Genomic DNA, 24,672 nt, shown 5'->3' on the forward strand with positions numbered 1-24,672 from the left:
CCTCATCCCAGGAGCACGCCCATGAACGTGTCCGTCGTCCTGTTCACCGCGGACCTGCGGCTGCACGACCACCCGCCGCTGCGCGCCGCCCTCGACGGGTCCCGTCAGGTGGTGCCCCTGTTCGTGTACGACCGGGGCGTCGCGGACGCCGGGTTCGCCGTGCCGAACCGGCTGGCGTTCCTCGCCGACTGCCTGGGCGACCTGGACGCCGGTCTGCGGTCCCGGGGCGGGCGACTGGTGGTGCGCTCCGGCGACGTGGTGCGCGAGGTGTGCAAGGTCGCCGCCGAGGCCGACGCCGACGAGGTGCACATGGCGTCCGACGTCAGCGCCTACGCCCACCGGCGTGAGGAGCGCCTGCGGGCCGCGCTGGAGGCGGACGGCCGGCGACTGCACGTGCACGACACGGTCACGACCGCCGTGGCGGCCGGCGCGGTCACCCCGGCCGGCTCGGACCACTTCGCGGTCTTCACGCCGTACTTCCGCCGCTGGTCGGACGAGAGGCTGCGCGGACCGCTCGACGCGCCGCGCTCGGTCGGCGTCCCCGAAGGGATCGGCTCCGAGCCGCTGCCCTCCCGCCGCGCGGTCGCCGGGGTCTCCCCGGGACTGGCGCACGGCGGTGAGACGGAGGGCCGCAAGCGGCTGGCGACCTGGCTGCACGGGGCCGTCCGCGACTACGGGGAACGCCACGACGACCTGGCCGGCGACGCCACCTCCCGGCTCTCGCCGCACCTGCACTTCGGCACCCTCTCCCCCGTCGAGACCGTCCACCGGGCCCGCAAGGCGGGCGGCGCCGGGGCCGACGCCTTCGTACGGCAGCTCGCCTGGCGGGACTTCCACCGCCAGGTCCTGGCCGCCCGGCCCGACGCGGCCGGCGCCGACTACCGCGACCGCGGCGACCGCCGGCGCGACGCCGACGAGGCCCGCGACGACATCGACGCCTGGCGCGAGGGCCGTACCGGCTACCCCGTCGTCGACGCCGCGATGCGCCAGCTGAGCCACGAGGGCTGGATGCACAACCGCGGCCGGCTCCTGACGGCGTCTTTCCTGGCCAAGACGCTCTACGTCGACTGGCGGATCGGCGCCGAACACTTCCTGTCCCTGCTGGTCGACGGGGACCTCGCCAACAACCAGCTCAACTGGCAGTGGGTGGCCGGGACGGGCACCGACACCCGGCCCAACCGGGTCCTCAACCCCGTCGTCCAGGCCCGGCGCCACGACCCCGACGGTGCGTACGTACGGCGCTGGGTGCCCGAACTGGAGGGTGTCGAGGGCCCCGCCGTGCACGAGCCCTGGAAGCTGAAGGGTCCCGAACGCGCCGCGCTCGACTACCCGGAGCCGCTGATCGACCTCTCCGAGGGGCTCGCCCGCTTCCAGCGGGCCCGCGAACGCGGCTGAGACGCGGGGGACGAGCGGGGCCCGCGCGCCGACGTACCCCATTGGCGCATCCGTTACGGCGGCCCGCGCGGAAGGCATGGACACAGTGCCGCGCCAACGAACGGCATGGACACAGTGCCGCGCCAACGAGGAGAGGACCCCGGCATGCGTGCCAGCCATCCCATGGACCACCGTGCCGACACGGCGGGTCCCGGCGCCCGGACCCCGGCGGGCCGGGGCGAACCGCATGAGCCGTGCGGGGCGGACGGGTCCGGGCCGGCCGCCGTGGACCGTGACGTCCCCGCCGCCGTCGGCCGGGTGCTGGGGCAGGTCCTGGCCGGGCACCTCACCCGCGCCCGCGCCCTGGACCCGCTGTTCGCGGGCGACGTCGCCGACCGGGTCGCCCGCTTCACGCTCGACGGCGGCAAGCGGCTGCGCTCCCGGATCGTGTGGTGGACGATGCGCGCCTGCGGCGGGCGCGACGACGTCGCCGCGCGGGCGGCGCTGCGGACCGGGGCCGCCCTGGAACTGATCCAGACCTGCGCGCTGGCCCATGACGACCTGATGGACGGCGCGCGCACCCGTCGCGGACGGCCCGCCCTGCACACCTCCGTCGCCGCCCAGTACCGGCCGTCCGCGCCGGACGGCCGGGCCGAACGGCTCGGCGAGGCCGCCGCCCTACTCGCCGGGGACCTGGCCCTCGCCTGGGCGGACGATCTGGTCGCCGACACCGTGCTGCCCGAGCACGCGTCCGGCCGGGTGCGCGAACTGTGGCGGGACATGCGCACCGAGATGGTTGCCGGGCAGTATCTGGACGTCCAGGGACAGGCCACCCGCTCGCACTCCGTGCCGCAGGCCGTCCGGGCCGCCACCCTCAAGAGCGCCCTGTACTCGGTCGAACGACCGATGGCCCTGGGCGCCGCGCTCGCGGGCGCCGACCCGGCCACGACCGCCGTGCTGTGCGCCGCCGGACGCTGCGCCGGCCTCGCGTTCCAGTTGCGCGACGACATCGACGACCTGTTCACCGACCCGGACCGCACCGGGAAGCCCCCGGGCGGCGACCTGCGCAACGGCAAGCCCACCTATCTCTTCACCGTCGCCCGCGCGGGGGCCGAGGCCACCGGTGACCTCGGTGCCCTCGCGGTGCTGGACGGGGCGCACGGCCGGGCCGACCTGCCGGAGTCCGCGCTCGAACCGGTGCGGCGGGTCCTCGTCGCCACGGGGGCGCTGAGGGCCGTGGAGGACAGGATCGGGAGGCTGGCCCGGTGCGCCGTCGGGCAGTTGAGGAGTGCCTGGCTCGACCCGGCGGGCGGCACCGAGCTGGAGCGGCTGCTGCTCCGCGTGGCGGGCCTGCCCACGACAGGCCCGGCCGCCGGGCCGCGCCCGACCGCGACCGCCACCGGCGCCGAGACCGTCGCGGGGACCGCCACCGCCACCGCCGCCGAGACCGTCGCCGGGACCGAGAAGGCCGTCCGATGACCCGCACCGTGCCGGGGCGCACCGACCACGTCGTCGTCGTGGGCGCCGGTCTGTCCGGCCTGTCGGCCGCCCTGCACCTGCTCGGCGCCGGGCGCCGGGTGACCGTCGTCGAGCGCGACGCGCTGCCGGGCGGACGCGCCGGGCGCCTGACGCGCGCGGGCTACCGCATCGACACCGGGCCCACCGTGCTGACGATGCCTCACCTGGCGGACGAGGCCTTCGCCGCAGTCGGGGAGCGCCTCGCCGACCGGGTCGAGCTGATCGCGCTGCGGCCCGCCTACCGCGCGTGCTTCGCCGACGGCAGCGCGCTGGACGTGCACACGGACGGCCCGGCGATGGAGGCCGAGGTCGAACGCTTCGCGGGCGCCGCCGAGGCGGCCGGGTACCGCCGGCTGCGCCTCTGGCTGGAGCGGGTCTACCGGGCCCAGATGCGGAGCTTCATCGACCGCAACTTCGACTCGCCCTTCGCACTGGTCACCCGGGACCTGGCCCGCCTCGCCGCACTGGGCGGCTTCGGCAGGCTGGAGCCCGCCATCGGCCGTCATCTGCGCGACGAACGGCTGCGCCGGGTCTTCTCCTTCCAGGCGCTGTACGCCGGTGTCCCGCCCCGGCGCGCGCTCGCCGCGTACGCGGTGATCGCCTACATGGACACCGTCGCCGGTGTGTACTTCCCGCGCGGCGGGATGCACGCCCTGCCGCAGGCCATGGCCGACGCGGCGGCCGCGGCGGGCGCCGAGTTCCGGCACGGCCAGGAGGTCCTCCGGCTGGAGCGGCGCGGCAGCCGGGTGACCGCGGTGGTGACCGCCGACGACCGCATCCCCTGCGACGCGGTCGTCCTCACCCCCGACCTGCCCGTGGCCTACCGGCTGCTGGGGCGGACGCCCCGGCGCCCGGTGCGGCTGACCCACGCGCCGTCGGCCGTCGTCCTGCACGCGGGTACCGACCGCACCTGGCCCCAGCTCGCCCACCACACCCTGTCCTTCGGGGCGCGGTGGCACGGCACCTTCGACGAACTCACCCGCACCGGCAGTCTGATGTCGGACCCGTCCCTGCTGATCACCCGCCCCACCGCCACGGACCCGGATCTCGCCCCGCCCGGCCGCCATCTCCACTACGTCCTCGCCCCGTGCCCCAACACCGACATCGGGCCGGGCGCGGCCGACTGGCGGGACCTGGCTCCCCGTTATCGCGACCGGCTCCTGACCGAGCTCGAACGCCGGGGGCTGACCGGTCTGGCCGCCGCCGTCGAGGAGGAGTGCGTCGTCACGCCCGCCGACTGGCAGGCGCAGGGACACGCGGCGGGCACGCCGTTCTCGGCGGCCCACACCTTCCGCCAGACCGGCCCCTTCCGGCCCCGCAACCTCGTGCGCGGCACGGACAACGCCGTCCTCGCGGGCTGCGGCACCACCCCCGGCGTGGGCGTCCCCACGGTGCTGCTGTCCGGCAAGCTCGCCGCGGCCCGCGTCACCGGCGGCCCGGCCCCGGCCCCCCGCGCCCGCCCCCGCCCGGGCACCGACCGTCAGGCAACCGAAGGGATCCCGTCATGACGGGCCGAGAACTCGACGCGGCGGGCATCGCCGACCCGGACCTGCGCGCGGCCTACGCCCACTGCCGCACCCTCAACGCCCGCCACGGGAAGACGTACTTCCTGGCCACCCGGCTGCTGCCGGTCGAGCGCCGGCCCGCCGTGCACGCCCTGTACGGCTTCGCCCGCTGGGCGGACGACATCGTGGACTCCCTCGGCACCGACGACACGCGCGAGGACCGGGCGCGGCGGCTCGCGCTGCTGCGGGGCCGGCTGGAGCGCGGGCTCCGGGAGGGCCGCAGCACCGAGCGGGTCGTCCACGCCCTCGCGGACACCGCCCGCCGCCACGCCATCGACCACGGTCACTTCACGGACTTCATGGTCTCCATGCGCAGCGACCTGGACGTCACCGACTACGCCACCTACGCCGACCTGCGCGGCTACATGCACGGCTCGGCCGCCGTGATCGGGCTCCAGATGCTGCCGGTGCTCGGCACCGTGGTGCCGCGCGCCGAGGCCGCCCCGCACGCGGCGGCCCTCGGCGTCGCCTTCCAGCTCACCAACTTCCTCCGGGACGTCGGCGAGGACCTCGACCGCGGTCGGGTCTACCTCCCCGCCGATCTGCTCGCCGCGCACGGCGCCGACCGCGAACTGCTGCTCTGGAGCCGCCGCACCGGCCGCCGGGACCGGCGGATCACGGACGCGCTGCGGGCCGCCGAGGACCTCACCCGCGGCGTCTACCGCGAGGCCGCGCCGGGCATCGGCATGCTCGAACCGGCGTCCCGCCCCTGCGTCCGCACCGCGTTCGTCCTCTACGGCGGCATCCTCGACGCCATCGCCGAGAGCGGGTACGCGGTCGTCCACCGGCGTGCGGTGGTGCCGCTGCGGCGGCGGCTGACCGTGGCCGGCGACGGACTCGTCCGCGTGCTGCGGGCCCGGGTGGCGGCGGGCGCCACCGCTTCGAGGCCGCCCGCGGGCGCGCGGGTTCCGGCCGCCACGGGTTCCGAGGAGGCCCGGTGACCGCCGGCCGCCGGGGCAGGTTCCCGCTGCGGCTGCGCAGGAACCCGGTGGCCTGGACCCGCCAGCGGCCCACCTGGCGTGAGGCGCGCCCCGCCGTGATCGCCGGCGCGCTGAAGCGGGCGCAGGCGCGGCCGTCCGGCAACTGGTACGTCGTCGGATCCACCGCCGGCCTCCTCCGTGACCGGCCGCTCGCCCGGACCGTGGCGGGGCGGGAGGTGGTCGTGTGGCGCGACCGCGCCGGGCGGCCGGTGGCCGGGCCGGGCAGTTGCCCGCACCTCGGGGCGCCGCTGGGCGACAGTCCGGTGCGCTGCGGCACCCTCGTCTGCCACTGGCACGGCCTGGCGCTGGACGGCGGGCCGACGGCGGGCTGGGAGCCCCTGCCCGCCCACGACGACGGTGTGCTGGTCTGGGTCCGGCTGGACGACGTCGGCGGCGAGACGCCGCGCGATGCCCCGGTCGTGCCCGTGCGGCCCGCGCTGTCCGGCGCCCTGTACGCCGTCTACACGGGGATCGGCGTGTGCGAGCCCGAGGACGTGGTCGCCAACCGCCTCGACCCGTGGCACGGCGCCTGGTACCACCCGTACTCGTTCGTGGACCTCACCGTCCTCGACGTCCCCGGCCCGGACGGCGGGGGCGCCGACGGCGACGGTTTCGCCGTCGACGTGTCGTTCAAGGTCGCCGGGCGGCTGGTGGTGCCGGTGCGGGCGGTGTTCACCGCACCGGAGCCGCGCACCGTCGTGATGCGCATCGTCGAGGGCGAGGGCGAGGGATCGGTCGTCGAGACCCATGCCACGCCGCTCGGCCCGGACGACCGGGGCAGGCCGCGCACCGCCGTGACCGAGGCGGTCGTGGCCGCCTCCGACCGCCGCGGCTTCACCGTGGCCCGCGCCCTCGCGCCCGCGCTGCGTCCCCTGGTGCGCGCCGCCGCCGGGCGCCTGTGGCGCGACGACCTGGCCTATGCCGAGCGCCGGTGGCTTCTGCGTTCATCCGGCCGTTTCCCCGGCTGACCCGGCGTCACCACCGTAGAGTTCGCGCATGGCACGGGAGAGGGAGCCGGACTCCCCAGTGGGTCTGACGACCGGCGCCCTGGCCCGGCGGCTCGGCGTCTCGCCGACGACCCTGCGCTCGTGGGACCGCCGGTACGGGGTCGGCACGGACGTGCGGACCGAGGGGCGGCACCGGCGCTGGTCGGCGCAGGACGTGGCGGTGCTGGAGGCGATGTGCCGGCTGACGTCCGCGGGGGTACCGCCCGCGGAGGCGGCCCGTGCCGCGCGCGCCGGCGCCGACGTGTCCGCGACGGTGGGGGACGGCCCCGACGGCGACGGGCCGCACCTGGACGGCGCGGACGGTGACGGCCGCTCCCACGCCGCCGGTGCCCTCCCGCTGGGCGACGTGCGTCAGGAGTGCCGCGGCCTCGCCCGGGCCGCGGTCCGGCTGGACGCCCCGGCGGTGGACGACCTGCTGACCTCCGCCGTCGGCCGGCACGGCGTCGTCGGCGCCTGGCACGACGTCATGATGCCGGTGCTGCACGCCGTGGGCCGCAAGTGGGAGACGTCGGGCGACCGTTACGTCGAGGTCGAGCACCTGCTGTCCTGGCACGTCTCGACCACGCTTCGCCGGTCCACCCGGCGGATGGACCCGCCCGCCCCGCCGCCGGAACCCGCCCTCGCGACGGCCCGCGGTCCGGTCGTCCTGGCCTGCGTCCCCGGGGAGCAGCACACGCTCGCCCTCGAAGCGCTCACCGCGGCACTGAGCGAGCGCGGCCTGCCCACCCGGATGTTCGGCGCGGCCGTGCCGGCGGAGGCGCTCGCCGCGGCGGTACGCCGGCTCGGCCCCGCCGTGGTCGTCCTGTGGGCGCAGTCCCGCTCCACGGCGAGCACGGCCCTGGCGGCGCACCTCGCCGGCGCCCGCTGGGGTGCCCGGGGCGCCCGTCGCCGTCCGCTGGTCGTGCTGGGCGGCACCGGATGGGCCGGCCCCGCGCCGTCGGGGATGCCCAGGCCGGGCGGTCTGGTCGAGGCGCTGGAACTGGTGTCGGGCGTGTACTAGGTGTATTGCCTCGTGAGGTTGGGGACGCGGGCCCCGGGGGGTTCAGGTGGGGTTCTCCCAGGACGCCGGTTCCGCGGCCAGTTCGCGTACCGGCGCCGGCAGCGCGTTCGCCGCGATGTCCGCGACGGTGACCCCTTCGAGGATCTTCCGTACGTTCGCCCGCAGCGCGATCCACAGCGGCAGCAGCGGCTCCGCCGAGCCCTGGTAGGCCAGCCCGGTGGGGCGTTCGCCGCGCACCGACACGATGGGGCCGTCGACGGTCCGGATGATGTCGGCGACCGTGATCGCGGACGCCTCGCGCGCCAGCCGGTACCCGCCGCTCCCGCCGCGCCGGCTGTCGACGATCCCGCCGCGCCGCAGATCGCCGAGGATGCCCTCCAGGAACTTGTGCGGGATCTCCTGCGCGGCGGCGATGGCCTCCGCCTTCACCGGTTCGCCGGCCTGCCGTACGGCCAGTTCGAGTACCGCCCGTACCGCGTAGTCCGCCCGTGCAGAGATCCTCATACGGCCATTGTGGGCCGAGACGGTGGGACGACCGAAATCCGGCCGGATCCCCGATGATCGTTTCCGATCGAACTACGGTCGCGCGACCGCATGACGCGGACACATCCGGCCGCGTAGTCTCGAACCGGTCGCCGATCGGTGCTGAGGGGGTGCGATGGATCTCGCTGTGCTACGGCGCCGGCGGCGCGGCTCGGCCATGCGCGCGCTCGTCGCCGAGCTCGCCACCGCCCTGCGCACCCGCCCCCGTCCGCCCGTCGGCACGCGGGAACTGTGCCGGGCCCTGTGCGAGGCGATGAGCGCGCTGCGCGGCGGACGCCCGGTCGAGTTGCGCTTCGAGCGGTTCCCCGACGAGATCGAAGTGACCGGTCTGTGGGTGGAGTTCGAGGACTTCGACCTCGTCATCGTCGAGGAACGCGCGGAGGCGGTTCAGCAACTGGTGATTCTCGGCCACGAGTTGTGGCACATGCACTCCGGACACGGCCATCGGCACGTCGTCGGGACGGCCGCGGCGCGCGCCCTCGCGGACCGCTCCGGCCGGCAGGGCACCGCGCTCGCCGTCGCCGCCCGCAACGGATCGCGCCGGCGGGAGGAGGCCGAGGCCGACGAGTTCGGCCACCGCCTCGCCACGCTGTTCCGCCCGCTCGCCGGCGGCGAGGGCGGCGGGGCCGGAGCGCTCGGTCCCGTTCAGCGTTCCATGGGCTACCGCGGACGAAGGGGTGCTGAGCGTTGACGAACGGCCACGGCCTCACCGCCACCGTCGCCGGTGGTCTCCTCGGCGAGGTGCACATCACCTTCTGGCTGCCGACCCTCGTCCTGACCGCGGCCCTGGCGATCAAACTCCCCAGCATCATCAAGATGTGGCGGGATCCGCTGCTGCGGGCCGTCGGCGGTCTGCTGCTCTTCGCCTGCGCCGTGTTCGTGTTCGCGGCCCCGAAGACCATCGCCTGGACGAACCGGGTGACCGGGGTGCCCAACATCTCCGCGCCCTGGGTGTACTCCCTGCTCACCGCGCTCTGCGCGTCCTGGCTGCTGCTGATCATCGCCTGGCGCAACGGCCTGACGGACCGCGCCAACCGCACGCGCCGCGCGGTCCGTGTGGTCGTCGCCGTCTACGCCGGTGTGATCGTCTCCCTGTGGGTGCTCTTCTGGCTGGCCGACGCGCCCGTGGAACGCCTGCGCGACCTGGACACGTACTACGCCACCACGCCGTTCATGCGCGAGCAGATCATGCTCTACCTGACGGCGCACACCGTGGCCTGCACGATCACGGCGCGGCTGATCTGGAACTGGATCCGCACCGACGGCCTCGACGCCTGGCTGCGCTGGGGGCTGCGCCTGCTGGGTGTCGGCTACGCGACCAACCTGTTCTTCGACGCGTCCAAGCTCACCGCCATCGTGGCCCGCTGGACCGGCCACGACCTGGACTGGCTGAGCACTGACGTGGCGCCGGTGGCCGCCTGTGTCTCCGCCACCCTGGTCGCGGTCGGCTTCATCGTCCCGCACGCCGGCCAGTACCTCCAGGAGCACTGGCGTGTCCGGGCCCGCCACCGGCGACTGCGCCCGCTGAGCCTGCTGGTGCGTCCTGTCACCGACGCCCGCGAGCCCTTCGCCCCGCACGCCCCCGCCGAACTGCGCCTGATCCGCCGTGAGACGTTCATCCGGGACGCGCTGCTCCAGCTCTCCCGCCATCTCGACGAGGAGCTGCGCACCCGGGCCTACGAGGCCGCCCTGGAATTCGGCTTCGAGCGCGGCCGGGCGCAGGCCCTCGCCGCCGCCGTGACGATCCAGGACGCCGTGGCCGCCCGGGAACGGGCCCGGGACCGGGTCCAGGAACGGGACCAGGACCAGGACCGGGGCACCGCGCCCTCCGAGCCGGACAACACCTATCTCCTGCGGGAGATCCACGCCGTGTCCCAGGCACTTCGCAGTTCCGACGAGATCAAGGCGGTCCGCGCCCGCGCCGCCGCCCCGGCAGAGAGTGTGTCCGCGCATGACTGAACCGTCCCTCCCCGCCAGAACCGCCGTCGTCCTGGGCGGATCCCACGCAGGCATGCTCGCGGCGCGCGCACTGGCGGAGTTCGCCGACCGGGTCGTCGTGGTGGAGCGTGACGTGCTGCCCGAGGGGCCGGCTCCCCGCAAGGGCCTGCCTCAGGCACGCCACGCCCACATGCTGTGGTCGGGCGGCGCGCGGGCGGTGGAGGATCTCGTGCCGGGCGTCACCGAGGCGCTGCGCGAGGCCGGGGCGCGCCGGCTGCCCGTCACGACGGACATGGTCGCGCTGTCGCGCAGGGGCTGGTTCCGCCGCTGGCCCGAGTCCCACCACGTGATCCTGGCCGGCCGGGACCTGCTGGACGCGACGATCCGGGCGCAGGTCCTCGCGGACCCCCGGATCGAGGTCCTGCACGACACGGAGGCGCTGGGACTGGAGGGCACCGCGGCGGCCGTCACCGGGGTCCGCGTGCGGGGACGCGAGGACGGTGACGAGCGGGTCCTCGGGGCGGGCACCGTCGTCGACGCCACCGGGCGCGGCTCCGCGTCGGCGCGCTGGCTGACGGACCTGGGCCTGCCCGCGGCACCGCACCGCAAGGTCGACCCCGGTCTGGCGTACGCCAGCCGGCTCTACCTCGCCCCCGAGGACGCCCGAGGCGGCTTCCCGGTCGTCAACGTGCAGTCCGACCCGCGGGACGGCGGGCCGGGCCGGGCGGGCTTCCTGCTGCCCATCGAGGACGGCCGGTGGATCGTCACCCTGTCCGGCACCCGTGGCGGCGAACCCTCGCCCACCGCCGGGGACTTCGAGCGTTTCGCCCGCGAGGACCTGCGCCACCCGCTCGTCGGCGATCTGCTGGAGCGGGCCGAGCCGCTGTCCGAGGTGTCGTTCACCCGGGCCACCGTCAACCGCCGCCACTACTATGAGCAGATGCCGGCCTGGCCGGAGAACTTCACCGTCCTCGGCGACGCGCTCGCCTCCTTCAACCCGGTCTACGGTCACGGGCTCGCGGCCGCCGCGCAGAGCGCGCTGATCCTGCGCGACCTGACGCGGCGCCACGGCTGGGCGGCGCCGGGTCTCTCCCGGCGGGTCCAGAAGGCGCTGGCCCGGCCGGTCGGCTCCGCGTGGGACCTGGCCATCGGCCAGGACGTGTTCTACCCGGGCGCCACCTCCGACGGCCCCACGCTCCGGGACCGGTTCGTGGCCGCGTACGTCGACCGCCTCATGTACACGGCCACCGGCAACGGCCGCATCGCCCGCCGGGTGACCGACGTGACCTCGCTGGAGCGGCGCTCGGAGGTGCTGCTGACCCCGTCCGTCCTCCTGGCGGCGGCGCTGGGACCGCTGAGGCCGTCGCTCGCGGGCCCTCCGCTGACCAGTGAGGAACGGAAGGCCGCGGGCCTGGACTAGGCGCGACCGGTGCCGCGTCGGACGGCCGGCTCCTGGCCGGTCGCGTTCCTCGCGTAGGCGGCGGAGCGCTGCTCCCCTTCTGGTGTGGTGGTCATGACCACAGCCTCACAGAAGCGCCCGCTCCCACCCAGGAGTTCAGGTACCCGCGCGGGGCGGCCCGTGTCCCGGGCCGCCCGGTCTAGCCCGCGAACGCCGGTAGCGGCAGGCCGGTTCCCGTGTCGGGGACGACCAGCAGGGAACCGGACAGCGGGGTCGGGGACGTCAGGCCGGTGCGGGCCGTGGTGACGTACAGGTCCGTCAGGTGCGCGCCGCCGAAGGCGCAGGCCGTGGGGCGGGGGACGGGGAGGCGCAGGGTGCGGTCCAGGTCGCCGGACGGCGTGTAGCGGCGTATCGCTGCTCCGTCCCACAGGGCCACCCACACACAGCCGTCGGCGTCGACCGTGAGGCCGTCGGGGAATCCGGCGCCCTCCTCGATCTCCACCAGGGTGCGGCGCCCCGACACCCGGCCGTCGGCGTGGTCGAAGACGTCGATCCGGCGGGTCGGGGAGTCGACGTAGTACATGAGGCGGCCGTCGGGGCTCCAGCCGGTGCCGTTGCTCACCGTCACGTCGTCGAGGACGACCTCCACCGAGCCGTCGGGCCCGAACCGGCTCAGCGTGCCGCCGCCCGGTGCCTCGTCGTAGCGCATGGTGCCGGCCCACAGCGAGCCGTCGGGGGCCACGGCGGCGTCGTTGGCGCGGCGGCCGGGGACCGGGTCGTCGTGCAGCGGGCGGAAGGTGCCGTCCGGGTCCAGCAGGCCTACCCCGTCACGGAGGTTGAGGACCAGTCCGCCGCCCGCGCGGGGCTTGGCCGCGCCGATGTGCTGGTGCGTGGTGCGGATCGTGCGGCGGCCGGTGGCGGGGTCGTAGGTGTGCAGCCGGCTGCCCAGGATGTCGATCCAGATCAGCCGGCCGTCCCGCGCGTCCCACGTCGGGCCCTCGCCGAGCACCGCCTCGGCCCGTACGGCCACCTCGTAGGCCGTCATACCGCGCTCCGGTGGCCCAGCCGCTCCGACAGTTCCGCCGCGCCCTTCGCGGCGAGTTCCTCCAGTTCCGCGCGGCGCTCGTCGCTCCAGCGGATCATCGGCACCGAGATGGAGAGGGCGGCCACCACCTGGCCGGTGCGGTCGCGGACCGGCGCGGCGACGCAGGAGACGTCCGGGTTGGACTCCCGCATCTCCACGGCGATGCCCCGCTGCCGGATCCCGGCGAGGGCCTCGCGCAGGGCCGCCGGGTCGGTGATGCTGTTCCGCGTCATCGCGGTGAGCGCGGCGCCGTCCGGGACACGGGCCGTGAGCTCCGGCTCGGGCAGGGAGGCCAGCAGCATCTTGCCGACGGAGGTGCAGTGGGCGGGCAGGCGACGGCCGGCCGCGGAGACCATGCGCACGGCGTGCGTGGAGTCGACCTTGGCGATGTAGATGACGTCCGTGCCCTCCAGGATCGCCACGTGCACCGTCTCGTCACAGGTCTCGGCGACCGACCGGGCGACCTGCCGGCCCTCGGCGGCGAGGTCGAGCTGCTCGGCGTAGCGGCTGCCCAGCTGGTACGGCCGGACGCCGAGCCGGTAGCGGCCGGGCCTGCCGGGGACCGGGACGATGTACGACCGGGCGGCGAGCGTGGTGATCAGCTCGTGCACGGTGGTGCGGGGCAGCTGGAGCCTGCGCACGATGTCGGGGGCGGAGAGCGTGCCGTCCCCGTCGAGGAAGAGCTCCAGGATGTCGAGAGCCCGGGTCACGGCGGGTACGAGGCGTCCCACGGCCGGCCCCCCTCCTTCGCGTTGTGGGACTTGCGTCCGAATGGCGCCGGTGACGGCGTTCGAAATTTCAACCTGCGGTCGGAATCGCGAACACAGGCTACTCACGGAGTGATCCCCGGGCAATGGCCTGGCAGGGGAGCGCCGACACCCCCCTGCCAGGCCGGGGTCCGCCGCGGCTACTCCGGACGTGGCCCGGTGCGCCGCGACCTGGACCGCCCGCCGTCCGGCGCCGCCCGGCGGGACCGGGCGCCCCGGCCGATCTCGCCGCGCAACCGCTGGGCACGCAGCACGAGTTCGAGTTCGAAGCGCCGGTCGGGGTCGTCGATCTCGTCGCCCCACAGTTCCCGGATCTGCCGCAACCGGTACCGGACGGTCTGCGGATGCACCCCGAGCCGCTCCGCCACCTCGGGCGCCCCGCCCCGCGTCTCCAGCCAGGCCAGCAGGGTCTCCGCGAGCCGCCGCGCGTGCGCGGGCCCGCAGTGCGCGAGCGGGGCGAGGCAGCGCAGCGCCAGGTCGTCGAGGAGTTCCTCGGGCTGGAGCAGCACCAGCGCCTCGGTGTGCTCGGTGCAGAACAGCACCTCCCCGGCGGGCAGCAGCCGCCGTTCCATCAGTCCTACGGCGGCCTCGGCCCAGCGCAGCGACTTCGCGGCGTCGGTCAGCGGCACCGGCGGCCCGATCGCCCCCGCCCAGCCGGTGAGCGCGCGTTGCAGCAGTTCGGGCCGGCCGGCGGCGTCCGGTTCGGGCACGACCATGCGGGGCTGCTCGCACTCCAGGTCGAGCAGCACGCCCTGCCCGACGGCGGGCGCGACCGCCTCCCGCGCCGGGCGCAGCAGCACCCCGACGGCGACCTTGTCGGGCAGGTGCCAGCCGATGCGGGCGGCCCGTTCGGCGAGGGCGTCGGCCGGGTCGCCGCGGTGGCGTTCGACGAGCAGCAGCTCCATCAGGCGGCGCTGCAGGCGCAGCCGTTCCCCGGCCTGGCGGGCGGCGGCCTCGGCGTAGCCGCGCACGGACTGGTCGACCAGTCCGTCGAGGTACTCGTAGCCCGCGTCGACCAGTTCGTACATCGCGGGCGGCGGGATCTCCACGCGCTGGCCGATGTCGGCGAAACGGCGCCAGGCCAGCCGCACCCCCATCCGGTAGATCGCCTGGAGCGAGTCCAGGGTGCGGCCGTTGAGACCCTCGCCGCGGCCGAAGTCCTGGAAGACACCGGGCGGCACGGTGGGGCGGCTTGTGGAGTAGTCGGCGTGCTCCAGGTGCTGCACGAACACCTCGATGGCCCGCCGGATGCCGACCAGCGCCATCGGTTCGCCGTTCTCGTCCAGCACGAGCGGCAGGTGAGGGTGCTCCCGGCGGATCTCGCGCAGGATCTCCTCGGCCAGCTCGGGCGCCTCGGACTTGGCGATCGCCGCGAACCTGCGCACCTGGAGCCGGGGCACCTCGTGCCAGGCGGAACGGGGCGCGCCGGGCGCTGCGGGCGGGGTGACGGTTGCCGGGTGGGCGGTCACCGGTCAGCTCCCCTGGCCCGCTTGCCCGTAGGTGACCAGAGGGCTGTTGGGCTGCTCGGGAGGGGCCTCGAGCAATGCGACGACGCCGAACGCGGCGCCCACGGCGAGGGCGGCCGCGACCACGACGGTCACGGTGGCTGCGATCAGTCTGGACATGCGGGGTCAGCCTCTCTGCTCCGGAGGTCGTCCCACCCCGGTGCCCGCCGCCGCCCGTCGGCCCAGTGTCGGCGCGGTCCGGGACGCCGTCAAGGCCCGGAACCGGACCGACGCTCACGATGTGACGTGACGTCAGGTACAACAAGCCCCGAAATTGTCATGTGCGTGAGTAGCCGTGACGAACACCTCGGCGAAAACTGTCCCATCCCACCCCGCGCACATCCCGTCCACAGGTCCCGCCCAGGACACGCAAGGAAACCCCTCCCCATCCCCCAGGCACTCGTTCCCTCCCCCCAGGCAACCCCCTTCCCTCCCCCACATCGAGTACCGCACCCCGAGACGAGTTGGAGCACCCATGCCCCAGCACGTACCGCCGCTGCGCACCGCGCTCCCCCGGCCGCAGCAGCACCTGGCGCTCCCCCCCTCCCCGCGCCGCATCGTCTTCCTCGCGCACCGGGACCTCGGCAACCCGGCCGCGGGCGGCTCCGAGCTGCTCGTCGACCGGCTGGCCGAGGGACTGACCCGCCAGGGCCACCAGGTCACGCTCCTGTGCGGCGGCCCGGCGGCCTTCCGTGACTACCGGGTCGTCTCGGCGGGCGGCCCCTACGGTCACTATCTGCGCGCCCGCACGGCCTTCGCCCGCCAGGTGGGCGACTGCGACCTGCTGGTCGAGGTGTGCAACGGCATGCCCTACCTCGCCCCGCTGTGGCACCGCGGCCCCACCCTCCGCCTGGTCAACCACGTCCACTCCGACCTGTGGCGGATGCGCTTCGGCGGCCCGCTCGCGCCCGCCGCCCGGATCGGCCGGCGACTCGAGCACTGGGCGCTGACCGGCGCGCGGTCCCGCGGCCTCATGGTCGCCGTCTCCCCCTCCACCGCGCAGGCGCTGCGCGCGCTCGGTGTGGCACGCGAGCGCATCCGGGTCGTCCACAACGGCGTCGAGGAGCCCGGCCCGCGCGCCGAACGCTCCGCCGAGCCCCTGTTCGTGGCGGTCGGCCGGCTCGTCGAGTACAAGCGCGTCGATCTGCTGCTGCGGCTGTGGGAGCGGGTCCGTCCGGTCACCGGCGGCCGTCTGGTGATCGTCGGCGACGGCCCCGAGCGGGAGCGGCTCGCCGCGCTGGCCGGACCGGGTGTCGAGTTCACCGGACATGTCTCCGAGGCGGAGAAGCACCGGCTGCTGTGCGCGGCCTGGCTGCTGCTGCATCCCTCCGCGGTGGAGGGATGGGGCCTGGTGGTGACGGAGGCGGCGGTCCGCGGGACCCCGGCGGTCGGCTTCGACGTACCCGGCCTGCGGGACTCCGTGGTCCACGGCGAGACCGGCGTGCTGGCCGCCGGCGAGTCCTCCTTCGCGGCGGCCTGGTGCGCGCTGGCCCTGTCGGGGCATCGCCGGGAACTGATGGGCAGGGCGGCGCGGGAGCACGCCTCGCGGTACCGGTGGGACCGTACGGTGTCGCAGTTCCGCGCGGTCGCCGCCGAGGCGGTGAGGGGGCTGTGACACCCAGGCGCCGTGGCGACGGGGCCGTCCCGCGCGTGCCGTCCGTCCGTGGCCTGTCGCGCCCACGCGACGGCAGCGGCGCGTCGACGGCAGCCCCGCGCCCCCTCGCCGCGTCCCCTCGCACGGGTTTCAAGGACCCCTCCTTGCGGCGTTCCCTCGCCCTCTTCCGCGCCTTTTTGCACGAGCAGGACGACCCCGACACCTGCTACTCGCTGCTCGCCCGGGACGCCGCCGACCAGGTCGAGGCGTACGGCGGTCCGGTGGCCGGCCGGGTGGTCGTGGACGTCGGCGGCGGCAGCGGGCACTTCACCGAGGAGTTCCGGCGGCGGGGCGCGCACGCCTTCCTCTTCGAACCCGACGTGCGCGAACTCGGCGAGAAGCCGCCCGACGGCACGGTGGTCGCGGACGGCTATCTGCTGCCGCTGTCCGACGGGGCCGCCGACGTGACGTTCTCCTCGAACGTCCTGGAGCACGTGGCCGATCCCCAGACCTTCCTCAGCGAGCTGGCGCGCGTGACCCGGCCCGGCGGCCTGATCTACGTGTCGTTCACCAACTGGCTCTCCCCGTGGGGCGGCCACGAGTGGGCGCCCTGGCACTACCTCGGCGCGGAACGGGCCCGCGCCCGCTACCGGCGCCGTACCGGCAGGCCCGCCAAGCACACCCTCGGCGAGAACCTCTTCGCCGTGCACATCGGCACCACCCTGCGGCAGGTCCGCGCCCGCGACGACGTCACGCTCGTCACGGCGCGCTCCCGCTACTGGCCCTTCCTCACGGAGGCCGTCGTCAAGGCGCCCGGCATCCGCGAGGTGGCCACCTGGAACCTTCTCCTCATCCTCCGGCGGTGTCCCCCATGACGACCACGGTCCAGGCCCCTCCCCCGGCAGCCGTCCCCACCACCGCGACGACCGCGGGCCCCCCGGAGGGCCCGCGGTCGCGGCGCTGGCTGCTGGGGTTCTGGGCCGTGGTCCTCGTGCTGTTCCTGGCGGTGCGGCCGGGCCGGCAGACCTTCGACACCAAGCTGGGGGTGACGGTCGACCCCGGGCAGTTCCTGGCCGACCTCGGCCAGTTGTGGCACGACCGGGGCGGCTTCGGCGGCGTCCAGGACCAGTACGCGGGCTATCTGTGGCCGATGCTCCCCTTCCACTGGCTGTGCCGTTCGGTCGACCTGCCGGTGTGGGTGGCCGAGCGGCTGTGGATGTCGCTGGTCGTGTCCGTCGCCTTCTGGGGCGCGTTGCGGCTGGCCGAGCGGCTCGGCGTCGGCAACGGCGCCTCCCGGCTGCTCGGCGCGGTCGTGTACGCGCTGTGGCCGCTGTTCACGATCGTCGTCGGCTCGACGTCGGCCGCCGCGCTGCCCGGTGCCTTCCTGCCGTGGGTGCTGCTGCCGCTGACCGGTGAGCGGTACAGCGCCCGCGTGGCCGCGCTGCGGTCGGCGCTGATCGTCCCGTTCATGGGCGGGGTGAACGCGGCCTCGACGCTGGCGTCGCTGCTCCCGGTGGGCCTGTATCTGCTCTCCCGCCCGGCCGGGCCCCGGCGGCGCAAGCTGATCGCCTGGTGGGTGCCGGGCGTGCTCGTGGCGACCGCCTGGTGGTGGATCCCCCTGCTGCTGCTGGGCGCCTACGGCGAGAACTTCCTCCCCTACATCGAGAGCGCGCGCACCACGACCGACACCATGGCGGCCACCGAGGCGCTGCGCGGCGCCGGCAACTGGGTGGCGTATCTGCACTTCGGCGAGGCGTGGCTGCCGGCCGGCTGGACCGTGGTGTCCTCGGCGCTCGTGGTGGTCTGCTCGGCGCTCGCCGCCGGGCTGGGGCTGGCCGGGCTGGCCCGGCGGGACATGCCGGAGCGGCGGTGGCTGGTGCTGACCGTGCTGGTGACCGGTCTGGTCCTGCTCGCCGGGTACGGCGGCGCGTTCGGGGCGCCCTTCCACGAGACCGTGCAGTCCTGGCTGGACGGCTGGCTCGCCCCGTTCCGGAACATCTACAAGTTCCAGACGGGCCTGGCCCTCGCCCTGGTCCTCGGGCTCGCCCACCTGGTGGCCGTGGCCGCCGAGCCGCGCGGCGCCCGGCCGGTGCGGGGCCGCCGGTTCGCCCCGCTGGTCGCGGCGGTGCTGGTGCTGCCGGGGCTCGCCCTGCCGTACGTCAACGGCTCCCTCCTCAACGCGGGTTCCTTCCAGGAGATCCCCAAGTACTGGCAGGCCACCGCCGACTGGCTGGAGAAGTACTCCCCGGACTCCCGCGCCCTGGTCGTCCCGGCCACCGCGCACGGCATCCACACCTGGGGCTCCACCATCGACCAGCCCCTCGACGTGCTCGCCGCGTCCCGCTGGGCCCAGCGGGACTACGTGCCCTTCGGCACGCCGGGCAACCGCCGTGCGATGGACGCGGTGGAGCAGGCCCTGCTGACCGGCGCCGAGGTCCCGGGCCTCGCCGACTTCCTGAGCCGGGCGGGGATCCACTACGTCGTGGTCCGCAACGACCTCGACCCCGACCAGATCGGCGCCGTCCCGACCACGACGGTCAAGCGCACCCTGGAGCAGTCCGGCTACCTGCGGGTGACCGGGCTCGGCCCGGTCATGACCGGCGGCCGGATCGCGGACGGCACCCCGCTCCAGGTCGAGGGCCTGTACCCGCGCCAGCGGGCGGTGGAGATCTACCGGCCGGGCGGCGAGGACGTCACCCGGCCCGGGCAGGCCGCCCTGTACCCGATCGCCGACACGGCCGTCGTCTCCGGCGGCCCCGAGTCGCTGCTGCCTCTCGCCGCCCGGCTGCGCGGCCGGGCGACCGTGCTGTCCGGCGACCACCACCCCGGGCTCGGCCGGCCGCCGCTCCAGGTGACCGGCGACGGACTGCGCCGCGCCGACACCCGGTTCGGGCTGGTCAACGCCAACACCTCGTACACGTACACCCGGGACGAGCGCAACGCGCCCGAAGCCCACCAGGACGCCGGTGAGCCACCGCACCAGATCCTGCCGGTGACCGGTGTGCGCCACCAGACGGTGGCCGAGCTGCGCGGGGCGCGTTCGGTGACGGCGTCCTCGTACGGCGGCTGGTTCTTCCATCTGCCGCAGTTCGACCCCGTGAACGCCTTCGACGGCGACCCGGCCACCGCATGGACGGAGGGGTCGGCCGAGTCACCGGACGGGCAGTGGCTGCGGATCGGGTTCGCGGGCCCGGGCGGCGGCGAGGGCGAGTACGACATGCCGTCGTCGTTCGAGGTGGCGCCGCTGCCGCAGGAGAGCGTGCGGGCCGCCGCCACCCGGGTGCGGGTGGAGACGGAACGCGGATCGGTGACCAGCTTCCTCCAGCCGAACGGCATGCCGCAGCGGGTGAAGGCCCCGGCGGGCGCGACCGGCTGGATGAAGCTGACGATCGTCGACTCGGTGGCCCGCAGGACCGGGCTGACCGGGGCGGGCTTCGCCGAGATCCGGCTGCCGGACGTGCAGGTGACGCGCCTGCTGAGGCTGCCGTCGGACGTCTCGGCGGCGGACTCCGAGATCGTCTCCCTGCACCGCGCGGCCGACCCCACCGGCCTCTCCCGGACGGGCACCGAGGCGGGCCTGCACCGCCGCTTCGAGACGACCGGGACCGGCACGTACGAGGTCGCGGCGAGCGCCGTGCCGGTGCCCGGCGAGGAACTGGACCGGCTGCTCTACGAGATCGCGCCCGACCAGCAGCAACGCATCACCGCGACCGCCGACTCCACGGCCCGGCTGGGCGCGGGCCTCGCCGCGCGCAATCTCACCGACGGCGACCTGACCACGGCGTGGATCGCCGGCGACCGGCCCACGGTCCATCTGCGCTGGGAGGGCAAGCAGCCGGTGAGCGAGCTGGTGCTGGCCGCGGCCGGCGGGCTGTCCAGCCGCCCCACCGAGGTGCGCCTCAGCTCCCCCGACGGCGCGGCGAGCGCCGGCGTCGACAGGAACGGCTGGGTGCGCTTCCCGGCGATCACGACCGACCGCCTGGACATCACGGTCACCGAAACGGCCCCGCTCACCCTCCACCACCCGGTCGTCGACGAGGACCTGCAACTTCCCGTCGGCCTGACCGAGGCGTACCTCCCCGCCCTCGACGCCTACCGCACCCCGCAGCCCAGCCCCGACCGGGAGTTCTCCCTGCCGTGCGGCCGGGGACCGCTGCTCGCGGTCGACGGCGAGCTGTACGGGACCGGCGTCAAGGGCACGGTGCGGGACCTGACGGAGCGCCGGCCGGTGGAGGTGACCCTCTGCCCCGAGGGCGGCCTGGAACTGTCGCAGGGCGCGCACCGCGTCGAGGCGGGCGACGCCGGCCCGCTGGTCCTCACCGAGGTGACACTGACGCGCGGCTCGGTGACCGACCCGGTGTCCACCGGCCGTGAGCTGCTGGCACGGGACTGGCTCGGTGACCGTCGCGAGGTGAGCGCCGGTCCGGGCGCCGCGTCGTACCTGACGACGTACGAGAACTTCAACGACGGCTGGCGGGCCACGCTCGACGGCGAGGAACTCACGCCGGTCCGGCTGGACGGCTGGCAGCAGGGCTGGCGCGTCCCCGCCGGGGAGGGCGGCACGATCAGGCTGTCGTACGAGCCGGCGACCACCTACGAGGCCGGGCTGATCGGCAGCGGGGTCGGCCTGGCGGCGCTCGTCGGCCTGGTGGTGTGGCGCCGCCGGGCACCCAACCCGGACGCGCCGCAGCCGGTGCCCCCGGCGCCGGGACTGTGGCTCGGCACGGTGGCGCTGACGCTGGTGGGCGTGGTGATCGCCGGGTGGTTCGCGCTGCTCGTGCCGGCGCTGGCGGTGCTGGCGTACCGGCGGCACGCGCTGCTGGTACCGCTCGCGTTCGGCGCGCTCGCGGCGGCGGGCGTGGTGGCGGCGACCGGTGCGGGCGAGCCGCCCGGGCAGGGCACCGGCGCCTTCTCCGCCGTCGCCCAACTGCTCGCGCTGATCGGCCTGTTCGCGGCGCTGGCGGGGGTGCGGGAGCGGGGCGGCGATCCGGGTACGACGGTGGTGCTGCCGCCGGTGGCCCCGGGGACGGCCCCGCCGCTGCCGCGGCGCGGCGGGCCGGAGCGGGACCCCTTCCCGCGCGCCGAGGCCGGACCGCCCGTCTCGGCACGCGGCCCCGGCAGCCCGGAACCCCAGGGGAAAGACGGCGGCCGATGACCGCGCTGGACGCCGTGACGCCCCGCCCGGCGCACCGGATCCCGTTCCCGGTCGTGGACGAGGTGGCCCGCCACTGCCAGCAGGACCAGGAACCGGAGACGGTCCACATCGAGGTCCGCCTGCCCGGCCCGCTGGACCCGGCCCGCCTGCGCCGGGCCTTCGCCGGGGCCCTGCGCCGCCATCCGCGCGTCCTGATGCGCGAGGCTCCGGGACCGTGGTGGCGCCGCCGCTACGAGTGGGAGCTGACGACGGACCCGGACGTGGAGGTGGTGAGCTTTCCGCGCCCGGGGCCGGACGCGCTGGGGGCCGCGAGGACGCGGGCCCTGACCGAGGCGCCTGCGCTCTCGCTGTCCCCGCCGATCCGTCTGGAGGTCGTCGCGGGCCTGCCGGACGACGGCACGGCCCTGATCCTCACCGTCAACCACACCGCCCTCGACGGCCCGGCCTGTCTGCGCGTCCTGGCCACCGCCGCGGAGCTGTACGGCGGCCGGGACAACTCCCCGGCGGCCCCGCCCGTCCGCGCGGCCACCGCCGGACCGCCCGCCGAGGCCGCACCCTCGAACTGGTCGCCACCGGCCCGCGTGGCCCCCGGCACGCCGGGCCCCGCCCCCGGCAACGGCGTGCTCGTCACCGAACTCCCCCTGCCGCACCGCCCCAAGGGCTCCCCCTACACGGTCAACGACCAGCTCATGGTCGCCACCGCCCTGACCGTCGCCCACTGGAACCGCGAGCGCGACGCCCTCCCCCGCTCCCGGCTTCACCCCGGCGGTGCGGCCCCCACCCGCCCGCTGCGCATCACCATGCCGGTCGACGACCGCCCCCGCGACGCCTCGATGCCCATCGGCAACGGCACCCGACTCGTCGAAGTCACCTTTTCGCCCGACGAGTTGGAGGGGGCCTCGACCGGCATGCCCGCCCTGCTCGACCGCACGGCCGGCCGCACCCGCGCCCTGAAGTCGCTGCCCCGCCCCCCACTGGGCCACGGGGCCGCCCTGCTGGCCGCGCCCGTCCTGCCCGTGCCCTGGCGCGCCGGTCTCACCCGCTCGCTGCGCCGGGCCGCCGCCCCCTGGACCTCCACGACGCTGCTCAGCAACATCGGCCGCATCCCGTACTCCCTGGACTTCGGCGACGAGGCCGGCCGCGCGCACGCCGTCTGGTTCTCCGCGCCGGCCCGGATGCCCCGCGGCCTGACGTTCACCACCGCCTCCACCGCCGGCCGGCTCCATCTCGCCGTGCGCTGGTCGCACGCCCTCCTCGGTCCCGGCGACGGCGCGCGGCTGCGGGATCTGTTCGCACGGCACCTGCACGCGACGGAGGTGCCCCGATGACGGCCACCGCACCGCCGGGCGGACTGCGCGACTTCTACGAGAACCCCGCCGTGCCGGTCGCCTCCGGCACCGCCCGCAGCCTCCGCCAGGCCCGCATGCTCGCCACCGCCCTGCGCGGGAGCCCCGCGCCGGGCCTCGTCCTGGACATCGGCTGCGGCGACGGCAGCGCCGCCGCGACCGCCGCGCCCCTGCTCAGCGGGCACCGCATCGTCGGCGTCGACTGGTCCCAGGACGCCCTGACCCGGGCCCGCCCCCGCCTGTCGTACGCCGTCCGCGGCGAACTCGCCGACGGCGGGCTGCCGTTCCGTACCGCCGCCGCCGACGCCGTGCTGTTCAGCGAGGTGATCGAGCACCTCGTCGACCCGGACTCCGCCCTGGACGAGCTGCGCCGCGTGCTGCGTCCCGGCGGCCATCTGATGCTCTCCACTCCCAACCTCGCCGCCTGGTACAACCGCGCCCTGCTGCTCGCCGGCGTGCAGCCCGTCTTCTCCGAGGTGAGCCTGCGCGCGATCCACGGCCGGCCGGGCCGGGAGGTGGTCGGCCATCTGCGGCTGTACACGGCCCGCGCGCTGCGGGAGTTCGTCACGGCCGCCGGCTTCGAGGTGGTCCGGCTCGAAGGGGCCCCCTTCCACGGAGTGCCGCGTCCGCTGCGGGCGCTGGACCGTCTCGCCTGCGCCCGGCCGGCCATGGCCTCGATCCTGCTGCTGCACGCCCGAAGGACGTAGGCCGTGTGGTGGGGAGTGGCCGCGGCCCTGCTGGCGAACGTCCTGTACAGCAGCGGGTTCGTCCTGGAGAAGCGGGCGCTGGCCGCCTTGCCCGAGGTCACCGTCCGCCGCCCCGGCCGGCTGCTGCGCCTGGTGCTCGGCAGCCCGCTGTGGATCGGCAGCTCGCTCGCCCTCGGGGCCGGTTTCGCCGCGCAGCTCGTCGTCTACCGCACCCTGCCGATCGCCGCCGCGCAGGGCATCTTCGTCTCCGGCCTCGTCCTGCTCGTCCTGCTGTCCGCCCGGCTGCTGGGCGAGCGGACCACCGGGCGGGAGCGGTACGCGCTGGCCGCGATCCTCGCGGCGCTGCTGATGGTCGTCCTCTCCCTGGACGAGTCCACGGACACCGTCAGCACCGCCGCGCCCCACCCGCTCGTGTGGCTGCTGTGCGTGCCGTCGCTCGCCTGCGGGGTCTGGCTCTACCGCGCCGCCGAGCGCCGCGCACTGCGCCGGCACCGGATGCCGACGGCGGGCGTCGCGTACGGGGTGGCGGTGGGGCTGCTCTACGGGGTCAGCTCGCTCGCCATCAAGGGCGTCTCCGGGTACTGGGCGGGCGGGGACGTCGGCGGCGCGCTGCTCGCCGTCCTGGGCTCCCCCTATCCGTATCTGCTGGTGTTCACCGGCGCGTTCGGCCTGGTCATGTCGCAGGCGGCGCTGCAACGCTGCCGGGCCTCGCTGATCGTGCCGGTGTGCACGACGGTGACCTGCCTCTACACGGCGGTGCTCGGCACGCTGTCGTTCGGCGAGACACTGCCGGACGACCCGCTGCGGCTCGGCCTGCGACTGGCGGGCACGGCCCTCGCGGTCACCGTGCTGCTGGCCATGCCCAAGCACGACCAGGTTCCCCAAAACCCCCGGCCAGCCAAGGAGTTGACCCCGCCATGAGCCCCTCCACCGGCTCCGACGAGCAGTTGCTGAAGATCCTCGCGTGCCCGCTCGACAAGGGCCCGCTGCACCTGCTGCCGCCGGACGGTTCCCTGGCGTCGGCCCTCGCCCTCTACAACCCGCGCCTGCGCCGCCGCTATCCGGTCGTCGACGGCATCCCGCAACTGCTGCCGTCCTCCGGCGAACAGGTCTCCGACCACGAGCACGAACAACTCCTCCAGCGCATGGCCCCCTGACGGAAGGCCCGGGGGCCGCTCGCCGCCCCGGGC

The 24,672-nt window shown here is 75.4% G+C and carries 21 protein-coding genes; 16 read left to right on the forward strand and 5 right to left on the reverse strand.

Annotation, left to right across the window (positions count from 1 at the left end; translation table 11 throughout):
- Positions 1–21: 21 nt before the first annotated feature.
- The 6 genes from ACWCPM_RS29545 to ACWCPM_RS29570 all read left to right on the forward strand — a co-directional run bounded on the left by ACWCPM_RS29545 (position 22) and on the right by ACWCPM_RS29570 (position 7,444).
- Positions 22–1,395 (forward strand): cryptochrome/photolyase family protein, encoded by a 1,374-nt coding sequence (locus ACWCPM_RS29545; protein WP_450979313.1) that lies wholly within the window; start codon positions 22–24, stop codon positions 1,393–1,395.
- A gap of 144 nt (positions 1,396–1,539) precedes the next feature.
- A complete protein-coding gene (locus ACWCPM_RS29550) occupies positions 1,540–2,853 on the forward strand; it encodes a polyprenyl synthetase family protein (protein ID WP_450979314.1) in 1,314 nt (437 codons plus the stop codon).
- Positions 2,850–4,400, forward strand: a complete 1,551-nt coding sequence (locus ACWCPM_RS29555; RefSeq protein WP_450979315.1) for a phytoene desaturase — start codon at positions 2,850–2,852, stop codon at positions 4,398–4,400. Before ACWCPM_RS29550 ends, ACWCPM_RS29555 begins: the two co-directional genes overlap by 4 nt.
- The gene (locus tag ACWCPM_RS29560) at positions 4,397–5,398 is read left to right on the forward strand and encodes a phytoene/squalene synthase family protein (protein ID WP_450979316.1); all 1,002 of its coding nucleotides are present in this window, start codon (positions 4,397–4,399) and stop codon (positions 5,396–5,398) included. The genes ACWCPM_RS29555 and ACWCPM_RS29560 overlap by 4 nt, the downstream gene beginning before the upstream one ends.
- The gene (locus ACWCPM_RS29565) at positions 5,395–6,405 is read left to right on the forward strand and encodes a DUF5914 domain-containing protein (protein WP_450979317.1); all 1,011 of its coding nucleotides are present in this window, start codon (positions 5,395–5,397) and stop codon (positions 6,403–6,405) included. Before ACWCPM_RS29560 ends, ACWCPM_RS29565 begins: the two co-directional genes overlap by 4 nt.
- A 28-nt stretch (positions 6,406–6,433) precedes the next feature.
- Positions 6,434–7,444: a MerR family transcriptional regulator gene (locus ACWCPM_RS29570; protein WP_450979318.1), complete on the forward strand. Its 1,011-nt coding sequence runs from the start codon at positions 6,434–6,436 to the stop codon at positions 7,442–7,444.
- Between the two features lie 42 nt (positions 7,445–7,486).
- Here the strand turns inward: ACWCPM_RS29570 and ACWCPM_RS29575 are convergent, their stop codons facing one another.
- Positions 7,487–7,948, reverse strand: a complete 462-nt coding sequence (locus ACWCPM_RS29575; protein WP_450979319.1) for an RrF2 family transcriptional regulator — start codon at positions 7,946–7,948, stop codon at positions 7,487–7,489.
- A 154-nt stretch (positions 7,949–8,102) separates the two neighbouring features.
- Here ACWCPM_RS29575 and ACWCPM_RS29580 point away from each other — a divergent pair, with 154 nt between their 5' ends.
- From ACWCPM_RS29580 to ACWCPM_RS29590, 3 genes are read left to right on the forward strand one after another with little or no spacing between them, the layout of a single operon-like run.
- Positions 8,103–8,678, forward strand: coding sequence for a toxin-antitoxin system, toxin component family protein (locus ACWCPM_RS29580; RefSeq protein ID WP_450979320.1), 576 nt, complete (start codon positions 8,103–8,105; stop codon positions 8,676–8,678).
- The gene (locus ACWCPM_RS29585) at positions 8,675–9,946 is read left to right on the forward strand and encodes an MAB_1171c family putative transporter (protein ID WP_450979321.1); all 1,272 of its coding nucleotides are present in this window, start codon (positions 8,675–8,677) and stop codon (positions 9,944–9,946) included. The genes ACWCPM_RS29580 and ACWCPM_RS29585 overlap by 4 nt, the downstream gene beginning before the upstream one ends.
- Entirely contained in the window at positions 9,939–11,345 is a 1,407-nt protein-coding gene (locus ACWCPM_RS29590; protein WP_450979322.1) for an NAD(P)/FAD-dependent oxidoreductase, read from the forward strand. Before ACWCPM_RS29585 ends, ACWCPM_RS29590 begins: the two co-directional genes overlap by 8 nt.
- A gap of 178 nt (positions 11,346–11,523) precedes the next feature.
- Here the strand turns inward: ACWCPM_RS29590 and ACWCPM_RS29595 are convergent, their stop codons facing one another.
- The 4 genes from ACWCPM_RS29595 to ACWCPM_RS29610 all read right to left on the reverse strand — a co-directional run bounded on the left by ACWCPM_RS29595 (position 11,524) and on the right by ACWCPM_RS29610 (position 14,800).
- On the reverse strand, positions 11,524–12,369 hold the full coding sequence (locus ACWCPM_RS29595) for an SMP-30/gluconolactonase/LRE family protein (protein WP_450979323.1): 846 nt from the start codon (positions 12,367–12,369) through the stop codon (positions 11,524–11,526).
- Positions 12,366–13,139 (reverse strand): IclR family transcriptional regulator, encoded by a 774-nt coding sequence (locus ACWCPM_RS29600; RefSeq protein WP_450979324.1) that lies wholly within the window; start codon positions 13,137–13,139, stop codon positions 12,366–12,368. The genes ACWCPM_RS29595 and ACWCPM_RS29600 overlap by 4 nt, the downstream gene beginning before the upstream one ends.
- 176 nt (positions 13,140–13,315) lie before the next feature.
- Positions 13,316–14,644, reverse strand: a complete 1,329-nt coding sequence (locus ACWCPM_RS29605; RefSeq protein ID WP_450979325.1) for a PucR family transcriptional regulator — start codon at positions 14,642–14,644, stop codon at positions 13,316–13,318.
- A gap of 3 nt (positions 14,645–14,647) precedes the next feature.
- On the reverse strand, positions 14,648–14,800 hold the full coding sequence (locus tag ACWCPM_RS29610; protein WP_450979326.1) for a hypothetical protein: 153 nt from the start codon (positions 14,798–14,800) through the stop codon (positions 14,648–14,650).
- Between the two features lie 355 nt (positions 14,801–15,155).
- Between ACWCPM_RS29610 and ACWCPM_RS29615 the strand changes: the two genes are divergently transcribed.
- The 7 genes from ACWCPM_RS29615 to ACWCPM_RS29645 all read left to right on the forward strand — a co-directional run bounded on the left by ACWCPM_RS29615 (position 15,156) and on the right by ACWCPM_RS29645 (position 24,639).
- Positions 15,156–16,295: a glycosyltransferase family 4 protein gene (locus ACWCPM_RS29615; RefSeq protein ID WP_450979327.1), complete on the forward strand. Its 1,140-nt coding sequence runs from the start codon at positions 15,156–15,158 to the stop codon at positions 16,293–16,295.
- Between the two features lie 143 nt (positions 16,296–16,438).
- Positions 16,439–17,149, forward strand: a complete 711-nt coding sequence (locus ACWCPM_RS29620; protein ID WP_450979328.1) for a class I SAM-dependent methyltransferase — start codon at positions 16,439–16,441, stop codon at positions 17,147–17,149.
- Positions 17,146–21,429, forward strand: coding sequence for an alpha-(1->3)-arabinofuranosyltransferase domain-containing protein (locus ACWCPM_RS29625; protein ID WP_450979329.1), 4,284 nt, complete (start codon positions 17,146–17,148; stop codon positions 21,427–21,429). The genes ACWCPM_RS29620 and ACWCPM_RS29625 overlap by 4 nt, the downstream gene beginning before the upstream one ends.
- Complete coding sequence (locus tag ACWCPM_RS29630) at positions 21,426–22,757, forward strand: condensation protein (RefSeq protein ID WP_450979330.1); 1,332 nt, start codon at positions 21,426–21,428, stop codon at positions 22,755–22,757. The genes ACWCPM_RS29625 and ACWCPM_RS29630 overlap by 4 nt, the downstream gene beginning before the upstream one ends.
- On the forward strand, positions 22,754–23,482 hold the full coding sequence (locus tag ACWCPM_RS29635) for a class I SAM-dependent methyltransferase (RefSeq protein ID WP_450979331.1): 729 nt from the start codon (positions 22,754–22,756) through the stop codon (positions 23,480–23,482). Before ACWCPM_RS29630 ends, ACWCPM_RS29635 begins: the two co-directional genes overlap by 4 nt.
- Before the next feature lie 15 nt (positions 23,483–23,497).
- Positions 23,498–24,403, forward strand: a complete 906-nt coding sequence (locus tag ACWCPM_RS29640; protein WP_450979342.1) for a hypothetical protein — start codon at positions 23,498–23,500, stop codon at positions 24,401–24,403.
- The gene (locus ACWCPM_RS29645; RefSeq protein ID WP_450979332.1) at positions 24,400–24,639 is read left to right on the forward strand and encodes a Trm112 family protein; all 240 of its coding nucleotides are present in this window, start codon (positions 24,400–24,402) and stop codon (positions 24,637–24,639) included. The genes ACWCPM_RS29640 and ACWCPM_RS29645 overlap by 4 nt, the downstream gene beginning before the upstream one ends.
- The last annotated feature ends 33 nt before the right edge of the window (positions 24,640–24,672 follow it).

This window comes from Streptomyces sp. NPDC002309 (genome assembly GCF_053593375.1).

Bases quoted from the DNA above. Each gene is read 5' to 3' on its own strand.
- ACWCPM_RS29645 (WP_450979332.1), top strand. From the start codon at position 24,400: ATGAGCCCCTCCACCGGCTCCGACGAGCAGTTGCTGAAGATCCTCGCG.
- ACWCPM_RS29570 (WP_450979318.1), top strand. From the start codon at position 6,434: ATGGCACGGGAGAGGGAGCCGGACTCCCCAGTGGGTCTGACGACCGGC.
- ACWCPM_RS29635 (WP_450979331.1), top strand. From the start codon at position 22,754: ATGACGGCCACCGCACCGCCGGGCGGACTGCGCGACTTCTACGAGAAC.
- ACWCPM_RS29615 (WP_450979327.1), top strand. From the start codon at position 15,156: ATGCCCCAGCACGTACCGCCGCTGCGCACCGCGCTCCCCCGGCCGCAG.
- ACWCPM_RS29560 (WP_450979316.1), top strand. From the start codon at position 4,397: ATGACGGGCCGAGAACTCGACGCGGCGGGCATCGCCGACCCGGACCTG.
- ACWCPM_RS29555 (WP_450979315.1), top strand. From the start codon at position 2,850: ATGACCCGCACCGTGCCGGGGCGCACCGACCACGTCGTCGTCGTGGGC.
- ACWCPM_RS29595 (WP_450979323.1), bottom strand. From the start codon at position 12,369: ATGACGGCCTACGAGGTGGCCGTACGGGCCGAGGCGGTGCTCGGCGAG.
- ACWCPM_RS29590 (WP_450979322.1), top strand. From the start codon at position 9,939: ATGACTGAACCGTCCCTCCCCGCCAGAACCGCCGTCGTCCTGGGCGGA.
- ACWCPM_RS29630 (WP_450979330.1), top strand. From the start codon at position 21,426: ATGACCGCGCTGGACGCCGTGACGCCCCGCCCGGCGCACCGGATCCCG.
- ACWCPM_RS29610 (WP_450979326.1), bottom strand. From the start codon at position 14,800: ATGTCCAGACTGATCGCAGCCACCGTGACCGTCGTGGTCGCGGCCGCC.
- ACWCPM_RS29625 (WP_450979329.1), top strand. From the start codon at position 17,146: ATGACGACCACGGTCCAGGCCCCTCCCCCGGCAGCCGTCCCCACCACC.
- ACWCPM_RS29575 (WP_450979319.1), bottom strand. From the start codon at position 7,948: ATGAGGATCTCTGCACGGGCGGACTACGCGGTACGGGCGGTACTCGAA.
- ACWCPM_RS29550 (WP_450979314.1), top strand. From the start codon at position 1,540: ATGCGTGCCAGCCATCCCATGGACCACCGTGCCGACACGGCGGGTCCC.
- ACWCPM_RS29580 (WP_450979320.1), top strand. From the start codon at position 8,103: ATGGATCTCGCTGTGCTACGGCGCCGGCGGCGCGGCTCGGCCATGCGC.
- ACWCPM_RS29545 (WP_450979313.1), top strand. From the start codon at position 22: ATGAACGTGTCCGTCGTCCTGTTCACCGCGGACCTGCGGCTGCACGAC.